The 13,109-nt window shown below is 70.0% G+C and carries 7 protein-coding genes; 6 read left to right on the forward strand and 1 reads right to left on the reverse strand.

Annotation, left to right across the window (positions count from 1 at the left end):
* The first annotated feature begins 70 nt into the window (after positions 1-70).
* The 5 genes from AB0M46_RS02435 (at position 71) to AB0M46_RS02455 (ending at position 10,779) form a co-directional block, all read left to right on the forward strand.
* Entirely contained in the window at positions 71-3,625 is a 3,555-nt protein-coding gene (locus AB0M46_RS02435) for a PA14 domain-containing protein (protein WP_363332436.1), read from the forward strand.
* 157 nt (positions 3,626-3,782) lie between these two features.
* Positions 3,783-5,546 carry a polyprenol monophosphomannose synthase gene (locus tag AB0M46_RS02440; RefSeq protein WP_363332437.1) on the forward strand — a complete coding sequence of 588 codons (1,764 nt, stop codon included), beginning with the start codon at positions 3,783-3,785 and terminating at the stop codon, positions 5,544-5,546.
* 57 nt (positions 5,547-5,603) lie between these two features.
* On the forward strand, positions 5,604-7,082 hold the full coding sequence (locus tag AB0M46_RS02445; RefSeq protein ID WP_363332438.1) for a glycosyltransferase: 1,479 nt from the start codon (positions 5,604-5,606) through the stop codon (positions 7,080-7,082).
* Positions 7,072-8,724 carry a hypothetical protein gene (locus tag AB0M46_RS02450; RefSeq protein ID WP_363332439.1) on the forward strand — a complete coding sequence of 551 codons (1,653 nt, stop codon included), beginning with the start codon at positions 7,072-7,074 and terminating at the stop codon, positions 8,722-8,724. The genes AB0M46_RS02445 and AB0M46_RS02450 overlap by 11 nt, the downstream gene beginning before the upstream one ends.
* A gap of 183 nt (positions 8,725-8,907) precedes the next feature.
* Positions 8,908-10,779, forward strand: a complete 1,872-nt coding sequence (locus AB0M46_RS02455; protein ID WP_363332441.1) for a DUF4118 domain-containing protein — start codon at positions 8,908-8,910, stop codon at positions 10,777-10,779.
* A 30-nt stretch (positions 10,780-10,809) separates the two neighbouring features.
* On the opposite strand, the gene AB0M46_RS02460 is transcribed toward AB0M46_RS02455, so the two are convergent.
* Entirely contained in the window at positions 10,810-11,856 is a 1,047-nt protein-coding gene (locus AB0M46_RS02460) for a hypothetical protein (RefSeq protein ID WP_363332442.1), read from the reverse strand.
* Positions 11,857-12,146: 290 nt separating this feature from the next.
* On the opposite strand from AB0M46_RS02460, the gene AB0M46_RS02465 reads away from it, so the two are divergent.
* Positions 12,147-13,004 (forward strand): alpha/beta hydrolase, encoded by an 858-nt coding sequence (locus AB0M46_RS02465; RefSeq protein WP_363332443.1) that lies wholly within the window; start codon positions 12,147-12,149, stop codon positions 13,002-13,004.
* The last annotated feature ends 105 nt before the right edge of the window (positions 13,005-13,109 follow it).

Consider the following 13,109-nt stretch of genomic DNA (forward strand, 5'->3'; position numbering starts at 1 on the left):
GCTGTGCCGTTTCCGCATGCGCTTGCCGGGTTCCGGCTATCACGAGAGATCCATTCGAGAGGAGTGCGCGGTGCGGGGCTTCGGCGAATCAATTCCAGGGGTCCGGCCGCCCCGGCGCCGCCGTCCGGTCGTCCGCGCCGCGCTCTTCACCGTGCTGGTCCTGGTCGCCGCCACCGCCGTCGCCGTGACCGGGCCGGCCACCCCGTCGCATGCCGCACCGCCGCCCGGTTTCCAAACCTCGCCGGTGGTCGGTGCCGGGCTCGACGGGCCCTCCGGCTTCGAGATCGCGCCCGACGGGCGCATCTTCATCCTGGAGCGCACCGGCAAGATCAAGATCTTCAAGAACGGTCAGTTGCTGGCCCAGCCGTTCGCGGAGCTGCCCTCCGTCGCCTCGGGTGACCGAGGCCTGATCGGCATCGCCTTCGATCCCGCCTTCGGCGTCGACAACTTCTATGTCTACTTCTACTACACCGGTCTTGACCTGCTCAATCGCCTTGTCCGGTTCGACGCTTCCACCGACGTGGGCACGCAGGGACCATTTCTGATCTTCCAGACCCAGTCGCCGTCACAGGAATTGCACGTCGGCGGCAGCATCCGATTCGGGCCCGACGGCAAGTTGTACTTCGCCGTGGGCGACAACGGGTATCCGCCGAATGCGCAGGACCTCAGCAACCCGCACGGCAAGATCCTGCGCATCAACAAGGACGGGTCCATTCCGGCGGACAACCCGTTCTACGGCCAACCCGACAAGCTCGGCGCGATCTGGGCCTACGGATTCCGCAATCCTTGGCGGTTCCAGTTCGACAAAGCCACCGGCGAGCTGTACGGCGGCGACGTCGGCGACTACTCGTGGGAAGAGCTCAACCACATCGTCAAGGGTGGCAACTACGGCTGGCCGGCCAAGGAAGGCGCCTGCACCAGCAACTGCGCCGGTTACCTCGACCCGATCTACGCATACCCGCACAACGGGCAAAGCGCCGCCGTCACCAGCGGCCCGGTGTACCGCGGCACGATGTTTCCGCCCGAGTACCGCGGGAGCCTCTTCTTCGGCGACTACGCCATCGGTCTCATCAAGCGGGCCGACCTCGACAGCACCGGCCACGTCACCGCTGTGCACGACTTCGACACGGCCGCCGGCCCGGTTGTCGATCTCAAGGAGGCACCCGACGGCTCGCTGTACTACCTGACCTATTTCCCGGGCCGGCTGTACCGCGTGAGCTACGACGCCGGCAACCATCAGCCGACCGCCAACGCCACCGCCGACGTGGTGAAGGGCAACACCCCGCTGACCGTGCACTTCTCCAGCGCGGGCAGCAGCGACCCGGACGGCGACCCGCTGACGTACCAGTGGTCGTTCGGCGACGGCAGCACCAGCACCGACGCCAACCCGACGAAGGTCTACAACGCCGTCGGCGTGTACCAGGTCAACCTCACCGTCTCCGACGGCCAGGGACACGAATCGCCGGCGATTCCGCTCGTGGTGCAGGTCGGTGTGCCGCCGACCCTGCGCGTCGCCGCGCCGGCGGACGGTTCGACGTACCGCGCCGGCGACACCATCACCTACAACGCCTTCGCCAGCGACGCCGCCGGCTTCGACCTCAACGACGCCAACATCAAGACCGAGGTCCGGCTGCACCACGGCACCCACTTCCATCCGTTCGTCGGGCCGCTGACCGGCCGGGTCGGCTCGTTCACCATCCCGCAGACCGGTGAGCCGTCCGCGGACACCTGGTACGAGATTCTCGTGACGGCCACCGACACCAACGGGCTGTCCGACTCGAAGTCGATACGGATCAACCCGCTCAAGTCGACGCTGACCTTCCAGTCCTCGCCGCCCGGCCTCGGGCTGACCCTCGACGGCATCCCGATCACCACGCCGTACACGGTGCAGGGGGTGCGCGGCTTCCAACGGGAACTCGCCGCGCCGCCGCTGGCACAAGCCAGCGATGGCACGGTCTACCACTTCACCGGCTGGTCCGACGGCAAGGCCATCAGGCACGTGATCACGACGCCGGAGGCCGACACCACGTACACGGCCACCTATGCACCGTCGGGCACCTTCAGCGCCCAGTATTTCTCGAACCCCACCTTGACCGGGGCACCCGCCCTCACGAGGCAGGATCCGCTCATCGACTTCGTCTGGCCGGATGAGCCCGGCCCGGGAGTCTCCGCCGACCAGTTCTCGGCCCGCTGGACCAAGTCGCAGTACTTTGCGGCCGCCCGGTACAAGTTCACCACCGTCACCGACGACGGCGTCCGGCTGTTCATCGACGACAAGCTGGTCATCGACGAGTGGCACGACCAGTCCGGCGTCGCGCACGAGTACACCACGGACCTGACGGCCGGCAACCACGCCATCAAGATGGAGTTCTACGACGACGCGGTCGCGGCGGTCGCGAAACTGTCCTGGGACAGCACCACGGATCAGCCGAACCAGGCGTGGGCCGCGCAGTACTGGAACACTCCCGGCACCGGCAGTGCACCGACCATTCCCAGCGCCCCGGCCACGCTGAGCCGGGCCGAGGACGACATCAGCCACGACTGGGGCGACGGCTCGCCGGGGCCGGGCATCAACGCTGACCACTTCGCGGCTCGCTGGACGCGGCAGATCAGCGTGGCGCCCGGCGTATACACGTTCACCGCGACCGCCGACGACGGGGTCCGGCTCGCCGTCGACGGCACACGGGTGATCGACCAGTGGACCGACCACTCGCCGACCGCCTTCTCGGCGCAGGTGTCACTCGACGGCGGGCCGCACAACATCGTGCTGGAATACTACGAAAACGCGGGTGGCGCGCAGATCCGGCTGGTGTACACGAAGACTGGCGACCTGCCGGCACCAACGTCCTACACCGCCGAGTTCTGGAACAGCCCCACGTCGGCGATCCCGGACCGCGCGCCCGACCTGACCCGCACCGACCAGACGATCGCGTTCGACTGGGGCGACGGCTCGCCCGGCGCGCCGATCAATGCCGACCACTTCGTCGGCCGGTGGGCCAAGACCGACACGCTGGCCGCCGGCACCTACCGGTTCAGCGGCGCCAGCGACGACGGGGTCCGGGTGTACGTCGACAACACGTTGATCCTGGACCGCTGGCAGGACCAGAACGCGCCGTACTCGGTCGACAAGGTGCTGCTCGCCGGGACACACACGATTCGCGTCGAGTACTACGAGGACATGGTCGGCGCCCGGCTGTCCTTCGGCTACACCCGGATCGGGGCGGTCACGCCGGACGATCCATGGCACGCCGAGTACTTCGCGAACAAGACCCTCAGCGGCGTGCCTGCCGTGACCCGTCTCGACGACGCCGTCGACTTCGACTGGGGCGAAGGCTCACCCGATCCGGCGATCCCGGCCGACCAGTTCTCGGCCCGCTGGACCAAGACCACGCAGCTCGCCGCCGGCACCTACGAGTTCACCGTGATCGGCGACGACGGCGTGCGGCTGTACGTCGACGGCAAACTGGTGCTGGACAGCTGGGTGGATCAAGGGGCGGCCCCGCACGTGGTCAGCCGCACCCTCGGCCAGGGCACCCACGTGATCGTCCTGGAGTACTACGAGGCGTTCGTCGACGCCGTCGCGCGGCTCAGCTACCGGCAGACCGACGCCCCGGCGAAGCTATGACCGCGTGCGCCGGCCGGCATCCGCGAGGACCGGGCGATCGGAGGCCGCGCTCGCGAGCGGGTCTGCGGACGCCGAACCGCCAACGAGCAAGGCGAGAGGACCATCATTGATCGAGCCCACTGCCGAGAGTCCGGGTCCAGCCGCGTCGTTAGGGGTGATGGAGCCGGAGCCCCAGGTCTGCGTCGTCATTCCGACGCGCAATGAGGCCGACAACGTGGCCCCCATGTTGCGCCGCCTCGATGCCGCGCTGGCCGGCATGCCGTTCGAGGTCATGTTCGTCGACGACAGCGACGACGACACACCGGAGACGATCCGTGCGGCCGGCGCGAGCGCACCGGACCGCATCCGCCTCCTGCATCGCCTGCCGGGACAACGCCCCGGCGGCCTGGGCGGGGCGGTCGTAGCCGGAATCGCCGCCGCCCGGACCCCTTGGGTGGTCGTCATGGACGGTGACCTGCAGCATCCACCCGAGACCGTGCCGGCGCTCATCGAGGCCGCGACCGAGGCCGGGGCGGATGTCGTGGTTGCCAGCCGCTACCGCGGGCCGGGCCGCAGTGACGGCCTCGGCGGGCTGTTGCGCCGCCTGGTATCGCGGGCGTCGGGAACCCTGGCCAGGCTGGCCTTCCCGCTGCGGCTGCGGCCGGTCACGGACCCGATGAGCGGCTTCTTCGCGGTACGGCGCGAGGCGGTCGAACCGTCCGATCTTCGCCCCAACGGATACAAGATCCTGCTCGAGATCCTCGTCCGCGGCCGCATCGATCGGGTCGTGGAGGTCCCGTACACGTTCCAGGCACGGCACGCGGGAGCGAGCAAGGCATCCCTGCGCGAGGGGCTCCGCTTCGGCTACCACCTCGCGCGGCTGCGCTCGCAGATGTTGCTCCGCCCACGGTTGCGCCCGGCGCGGGCGGCGGGATCCGCGGCGGGAGCCTCCGCCGTCCGCCGGATGGTCATCGACGGCCGCCGGTCGGTCCGGATCCGCTTCGCGCTCGCCTGCGTGCTGACCGTGGCCGCGTTTCCGGCGGTGACCCCCATGTTCTGGAACGGCCTGTGGAGCAGAGAACCGGATGTGCCGCTGGTGATTCCGCTGGCTGTGGCCGCGGCGCTGCTCGTGGGCCGGCTGAAGGCGCCCGACGCGGAACTGGACGTACACGATCGTCAGGTGGACGGCCTGCTGGCGACGTTTCTGCTCATGATGGCCGCGGTCCTGACCGTGATCGCGCCAGATGACGCGTCCTCGTCGGCGTTCGCGCTGCTGGCGACGGCGGCGTATCTCGCCGGCGCGACCGTGCTGCTGCTGGGCACGCGGGCCGCGGCCCGGCTGCGCTGGGCACTGGTGCTTCCCCTGGTGGCGCTCGACGTGCCGATGCCGGCCGTGCAACACGCCGGCGACCGGCTCATACGCGGCGGCGCGGCACTGATCAGCGCACCGTTCGCCGGCCGGCTCGACGCGACGTCGCTGTTCGTCCGGCACGCCGGGCAGACGCTCGTCCTGCCCGAGTCGGCCGTCCCGGCGACCGCCTTGCCGGGCGCAGTGCTGTGCCTGGCGCTTGCCGGGCTCTGCTGCTTCGGCGCGACGCGTCGCCTGCTGGCCCGGGTGCTGGTCGCATCGGGTGTGGTGACCGCCGTGGCGGTGCTCGGCCTCGCGGGCACGTTGCTGGCGGGGCGGCTGCTCGGCCCCGGCGCGTTCCGGGTGGCCGTCGTCCCGGGCGTGCTCGATGTCGTGCTGGCGGTCACCATTGCGATCTTCGTTTGGCGCTGGTCGCGGGCGGTCGCCCCGCCGCCACCCACCGAACGCCGCTACGTGCCTCGCGGGCGCCGCGCCGCGCTGGCGTTGGTCGTGATGGCCGCCGCCCTCGGCGGGCCCGCGCTACCGGTGGCCTGGTCATCGAGCGCGATCGGCAGCTTCATCTCCAGCCACTGACGTTCCACCCGCTGCATCAACAACGTCCCCCGGCCGTCCGAAACGCCAGGAATGAACTTGATCAAGAAACCATCCGCCCACCTGGACCACCACCTCGACAGCGACCTGGCGAAGAGCATCAATGGGCTGCGCACCCGATGGCCAGACTATTCCGCGCACGTCGTCCTCACGCGGCTGCAGCGAGCGGCTCTCCTCGGCAGCGCCCTGCTGCTGGTACCGCCGCTCGTGTGGTGGACGATCGGTACCCTGCGAGTCCTGATCGCCGCCATCACGGTGTTGTACGCCGGGGCCATCATCTTTCGCATCGCGCTGGTCTGGGCCGCCAGTCGCGATGAGCACCGGACTCGCGTGAGCGACGAGGACGCCCGGGCCGTCCCCGACCACGAGCTGCCGGTCTACACGGTTCTGGTGCCGGCGTACCGCGAACCGCAGGTGATCGGGCCGCTCATGGACCACATCGCCGCGCTGGAGTACCCCGTGCAGAAGCTGGACGTGAAGCTGCTGCTCGAAGCCGATGACCACGAGACCATCGCGGCCGCCCTGGCGGTGCTGCCCAGCCCCCACGTGGAGATCGTGGCCGTGCCCGTCGCGCACCCGCGGACCAAGCCGAAGGCGTGCAACTACGGCCTGCAGTCCGCACGAGGCGAACTGGTCACCATCTACGACGCGGAGGACAGGCCGGAGCCGCTGCAGTTACGGCGCGCCGCCGTCGCGTTCAGCCGGCTCGACCCCGCCTACGTATGCCTGCAGGCCGAGTTGGGCTACTTCAACAGCGACCAGAACCGCATCACGCGGTGGTTCACCCTCGACTACGCCACCTGGTTCCGCTCGCTGCTGCCCGGGCTCGTCGCGCTCGGCATGCCGATCCCGCTCGGCGGCACCAGCAACCACTTCCGGATGCGGACGCTGCGCAGCCTTGGCGCGTGGGATCCCTTCAACGTGACCGAGGACGCCGACCTCGGCATCCGCCTGGCCCGTCTCGGCGGCCGGGTCGGCGTGCTCGACTCGGTGACGCTCGAGGAGGCCAACTCCGACTTCATCAACTGGATCAAGCAACGCAGCCGGTGGTACAAGGGATATCTGCAGACCTGGCTCGTGCATTCCCGCTCGCCGTGGGCAACGGCTCGTCAGCTGAACTGGCGGGGGCTGTTGTGTCTCAACCTCTTCGTCGGCGGCACCCCGATCACCGCGCTGCTGAACGCGGTCTTCTGGGCCATGACGGTGCTGTGGTTCCTGGCCACCCCGCCGGTCATCGAAGCGTTGTTCATCGCCCCCTTCTACTACGTCGGCCTGGTCTGCCTGGTCTTCGGCAACGCCACCGTGATCTACCTCAACGTGCTCACGGTCCGCCAGATCGAGCGGCCCGACCTCCTCGCAACCGCACTGCTCTCGCCGCTGTACTGGGTGATGATGAGCATCGCCGGGGCCAAGGCCGCACTGCAGCTGATCTTCAACCCGTCGTACTGGGAGAAGACCACGCACGGACTGCACCTGCCCCGGGTGCACAACTCGCTGAGCACGGCGCATGTCGACTGACCTCCGCACCACCGCCGACCTGTCCGTCCCGCTCGAGGGGTTGCGGCGGCATCGAAGGGCCCGCATGACCGAGGGTCGAGTCGTCTTCGCGGTGGTCCTGCTGTGTTACCTCGGCGCCGCCGGGTGGTTCTGGCGCAACCACCTGATCCATGTCGACGCGGTCAGCCGGGTCGCCAACGCCTACTACGTCCTGTTCAGCCGGGACCCGCACCTGGCCGCGGTCGGTTTCGTATGGAACCCGCTGCCGTCGCTGGTCATGCTTCCGCTGCTGCCGCTGAAGGCCCTGATACCGGCACTGACCCGCGACGGGCTGGCCGCCGGGCTCACCTCGGCGCTGTTCATGGCGGGCACGGTCGCGGTCGGCAACGACATCTTCCGCCGCATGGGCGTGTCCGCGGTGCCCCGCACGGCGCTGACCGTCCTGCTCGCGCTGCACCCGATGATGATCATCTACGGCGGCAACGGCACCAGCGAGGCATGCTTCATGTTCTTCCTGGTCCTGTCGGTGCGCGGCCTGCTCATCTGGCTGACCGGCCAGCGCCCGGAGTCCCTTGTCGCGCTCGGCCTCAGCCTGAGCCTGGCCTACGGAGCCCGCTACGAGGCGCTCGCGCCGGGCGTGGCGGTGCCGGCGGTCGTCGCCGCGGTGACCTGGTGGCGCGGCCGCGGCAGGGCCAGGTGGCGGTACGCAACCGCACAGACGGATGCGGTCATCGTCGGCCTGCCGGTCTTCCTGGCCGTTGCCGGGTGGGCGCTGGCCAGTAAGATCATCGTCGGGCAGTGGTTCGCGACGTTCTCGTCGGAGTACGGCAACTCCGCCCAGGTCGCTTCCAACGCGCAGGGCATCGAGTCGGTCACCGGGGTGACGCTCGGCGCCAGGACCGCGTACGCCCTGCACCAGATTCTGGGACTGCAACCGTTGGTGCCGCTGCTGCTGATCCTGGCCGCGGTGATGGCCGTCCGCCGCCGCGACCCCCGGATGATCGCGCCGTTGACGGTCCTCGGTGCCGTGCTCGCCTTCGACGAGCTCGCGTTCCTGGCCGGCGGCTCATTCGGCTGGCTGCGGTTCCAGATCACGGTGGTGCCGCTTGCGGCACTGCTCGCCGGCGCGCTGCTGGCCGCACCTCCGGGCGCGCCTGCCACCCGCGGACGCTCGTGGCGCTCGGCCCGTGTCCGGCGCCTGTCGACGGTCGCCGTGGCCGTTCTCGCGGCCGCGCTCGCGGTCCCCACCACCGTGGTCACCCTGCGCTCGCCCGTCCTTGCCCGCGAGGAATCGGACTGGTTCACCCGCGCCGGCGTCACCGGCGCGGCACAGCGGACCGGACTGGACCAACAGATCGCCCGCGACATCGACGGCATGGCGCTGCCGGACGGAGCCGTCATCGCCGACTCCGCCTACGCGTTCGCCATCATCCTCGCCAGCGGGAAGCCGAGACAGTTCATCATCACGCCCGATCGCGACTTCGCGGCGTCCCTCGCCGACCCACGCCGCCACCGAGTGCGCTACCTGCTCCAGTCCGCCTTCGGTCCGGCCGACGCGGTGCGGGCCGGCGCGCGCGACGCCGGCAGTCGGCCAGAGCACACCTGGACCGACACCTCCGGCGCCGTTCGGTGGTCGCTGATCCCGGTCCCGTCCCGGCCGTGACCGCCGCGCCAACAGCACCAGGGACAGTCGCATGTTGCCGTCCTTGCCCTGCGCACGGCACGCACACATCTTGGCCACCCCGCTCGGCCACACCTGACGTCCTGCACCGTGGCCGCACGATGTACAGCCGGGTCGGCGTCTCGTACGTCGCGTTCGTCAGCGGTGCACGGCTGCAAGCATGCGATGCGCCGCAGGCGGACTAGACTGGTGTCAGTGCATGTCGGTTCGCTGTCGCGGCTGGTGCGACCGACACCTCCGCCCCGCGCTGTGGGGATCGCGGTCGTCGCCTTGCTGATCGTGGTCGAGACCCTGCTGGTCTATCCGCTCCGGCAGGGCATGGCACCGGTCTCTCCGGGCGTGATCTACATCGTCGGGGTGCTGGTGGCCTCGATGGTGTGGGGCATGTGGCTCGGACTGGTCACCGCGCTCGCGAGCACGGTGGCGTTCGGCTTCTTCCACGTCCAGCCCGTCGAGAGGCTCGCCGTGTCGGACATACGGCAGCTCGTCGAGTTGTCGGTCCTGCTCATTGTCGCGGTGCCCACGAGCGCGGTGGCGGACCTGTCCCGGCTGCGCGCCGCCCAGGCCGAGGAATCTGATCTCACCGCCGACCTGGCCCGGCTGCTGCTGCACGCCGACGACCTCCCCGGGGTGCTGCCCGCGGTCGCACAGTGCATCGCGCGATCCCTCCAACTGCCGGACGCCGAGATCCACCTCGCGGCCGTCCCCAGCGATGACCGGCACGCGGCGCTTCCGCTGTACTCCGGCGCTGCGCAGCTCGGGACCCTGGTGGTGCCCGTCGCAACGCCCAAGCGGACGATGCAGCGGCTACGGGAGTCCGTCGTGCCGTCATTGGCATCGCTGCTGCACGCCGGCTGGGAACGTGCGGCAGTGCTGGACTCGCTGGAAACAAGCCGGGAGCAGCTGCGCCGGCTCGCCGCCGAACAAGCCGCGCTGGGGCGAGTGGCCAAGCTCGTGGCGCACGGCAGTCCTCCGCCCGACGTCTTCGACGCGATCACCACCGAGCTGCACGCGCTGCTGGGTGACTACAGCACGTGGCTGTGTCGCTTTGAACCCGACGGCACGGCCAGCGTCGTCTCGACCAGCCTCACCGGCCAGAGCGCGCAGCAGGTGCGCTGGCCGGTCGAGGGCGAGAACGTGCTGGCCAAGGTGCGCGACACCGGCCGCGCCGCCAGGGTGGACAAATTCGAGGGCGCGGCCGGCCACATCGCCTCGGTCGCCCGTGAGATGGGTATCAATTCCGTGGTCGGGGTGCCGATCGTGGTCGACGGACGGCTGTGGGGCGTGGCGGGCGTGGCGTGGGCCCGGGACGAGCCGCTGCCGGCCGGCACCGAGGCACGCGTCGCGGACTTCACCGACCTTGCCGCCACCGCCATCGCCAACGCCGACAGCAAGGCTGAGCTCGGCGCGTCCCGGACCCGGCTCGTGGCCGCCGCGGACCAGGCCCGCCAGCGCATCGAGCGCGACCTGCACGACGGCGCAATGCAGCAGTTCCTCGCCGTGGCGATGCAGCTCGGTACCGCCCAGGCCACCCTGCCGCCGGAACTGAAGCAGGCCAGGGCGGAACTGTCACGCGCCCTGTCCGGCCTGAACAGTGCCATGGCCAACCTGCGCGAGATCTCCCGAGGCATCCACCCGACGTTGCTGGCTTCGGGCGGTCTGCCGATCGCGCTCAGAGCACTCGCCCGCAGATCGCTGGTACCGGTCGACCTCGACGTCCAGACCAGCCAGCGCATGCCCCCGGTGGTCGAGACGGCCGCGTACTACGTCGTGTCCGAAGCGCTGACCAACGCGGCCAAACACGCCCACGCCACCGTCGTGCACGTGCAGGCGACGCTCCGCAACGACGTCCTGCACCTGTCGATCCACGACGACGGCATCGGCGGCGCCGACCAGCACCGCGGAACCGGCCTCACCGGGCTCAAGGACCGCGTCGAGGCACTCGGCGGACACCTCACCGTCGCCAGCCCCGCCGACGGCGGCACCCTGCTGAAGGCCACCATCCCAACTGCCCCCGCCTCCTGCGCTCCCGCATAGCGGGCTGCGGTGGTCGCCGGCCCGCCGCGTTCAGTTGCCGTAGGTGATCACCATCGGCGGGGGCTGCAGCGCCATGACCTCCTGCGGGGTCATGAGCCGGTTCTTGGACTCCAGCTGGTAGAAGATCTTGAATCCGCCGTACCGGAAGTTGTGGTACTGCTGCATGCCCTGCGCGACCCAGTCGTTGTACTGCTGGGTCTTCACCTGGATGTCCCCGGCCCAGCCACCGACGGAGTCGACGTGGACGACGACGTCGACCCGGTCGTCGTCGACCAGGTTCCGCTTGTCGGCGATGAGCGCCGCGCCGGGATCAAACGGGTTGGACAGGCCGTCGCCGTCGGCCCGGTACTGGTGGATGATGAACATCTTGCGCGGCACCTGGAACTCCTGCGGCATCGCGGCGACCGCCTGGATCAGCGGGTTCAGGTCGGCGGCCCGCACGTTCGACAGGTTCGTGCCCGGGACACCATTGTGCCGGGGGAACATCCACTCGGGATCGACGGCGACGTGCACGAACGGCAGCCTGAGGTAGTCACGGAAGGCGTTGAGCTCGGTGAGCGGGTCCGACCAGCCGAAGTTCAGGTCGAGGAACAGCACGAGCCCGTTGGCCCGGCAGAACTCGACGTAGCGGTCGACGGTGGCGCGGTCGACCCGGTGGCTGTAGGTGCCGGCCGGGCCGGGGTCCCGGTCGGGCACGCTGACCACGAGGTCGATCCCGGCGACCACGGGGTGGGCCGGGTCGAGGGCCTGGTACTGATCGGCCTGGGACCGCAGCCGGGCCAGCATCGCGTCGCTGAGCTGGTAGGCGGGCCCGGTGGCGGCGGCGTCCGGCACCGCGTAGTACGCCACCACCCGGTGCTGCGGCAGCGGCGCCCCGGCACCCGGATCGAATGGCGGCTTGACGTTCTGCGGCAGCGCACTCAGCGTGGCGCGCGGCGGTGCTGCCGGGCTCTGGTGGCCGGTGTGGCCGAGGTACCGGGTCATCGCCACGACCAGCACAACGCTGAGCGCGAGCAGGACCATGGACAGCGCCGCCGACCCCCGGCGCGACTTCGAGGTGGAGTGCCGAGTCGACATACGCGGTGGGCATCCTTTCGATGCGAACGTGGCCCGGTGCCGGCGTTATGTCCACGCACATTCGTGGCCCCACCCGGTCGGGTGCCCCGCTCCTGTCCACTCGGCGCGGGTCCAAACCTCCGAATTTTCGACGGCGGGACCCGGCCGGCGGCGTAGCCGGCCGGCCCTCCCCCGGGCCGCCGGGACAGTCGACTGTCGGTGGTGTGCACCGTCGACTGACGCAAGACCCGCCGCCGCATCGGCACGACGATGGTCGGTGTCATCTCGTCCACCGTGGAAAGGAAACACCGATGCCCGCACACCGACGTCCGCCTGCGCGCTGGCACCGCCTGGCCGTGACGATGACCGCCGTCGTGACCGTGGCGACCATCGTCATCTTCGGGATCAACGCCGCCACCGCCTCGACCGGTGGGAGCCCCGCCTGGACCAGGCCGACCATCGTGCTGGTGCATGGCGCGTTCGCCGACTCCAGCGGCTGGAATGCGGAGGTCAAGGCGCTGCGGCGCCTCGGCTACCCGGTGGTTGCCGCGCCGAACCCGCTGCGGGGGTTGAGCAGCGACTCGGACTACGTCCGGGCGTTGCTGCAGTCGATCAGCGGCCCGATCGTGCTGGTCGGGCACTCCTACGGCGGCGCCGTCATCACCAACGCCGCGCGTGGCCTGCCGAACGTACGGGCCCTGGTCTACGTCGGCGCGTTCGTGCCCGACCAAGGCGAGAGCATCGCCACGGTGCCCGATCCGGCAACGTACCCGTCGCAGCTCGGCCCCGGCACGACCTCGACGCGTCAGGTGCCCAACCCGGCCGCGTCAGGCGGCGCCGACCTGGACATCACGATCAAGCCGGAGGACTTCCGGTCGGTGTTCGCCGGCGACATTCCCGCCGCAACCGCCGACCTGATGGCGGTGACCCAGCGGCCGCTGTCGCTGACCGCGTTCACCGAGCCGTCCGGTGCGCCCGCCTGGCGCACGCTGCCGAGCTGGGACCTGATCACGCTGGACGACCACGCCATCAACCCTGCCGGTCAGCGGATGATGGCCGAGCGGGCGCACGCCCGGATCCGGACCGTTCACTCCTCGCACGCGGTGATGGTGTCCCACCCCGACGCCGTGGTCCAGATCATTCTCGACGCGGCCACGCACATCGCCTGACGGTGCCGACTGCAGACACTGCCTCAGTCGACCGACGCAAGCCCAGCCCCCGGTGGCGAAGCCACCATCACGGAACAACCCACCGTCGCTCGAGAGACGAGGTTT

It is taken from the genome of Dactylosporangium sp. NPDC051485, assembly GCF_040682015.1.
GTDB lineage: Bacteria > Actinomycetota > Actinomycetes > Mycobacteriales > Micromonosporaceae > Dactylosporangium.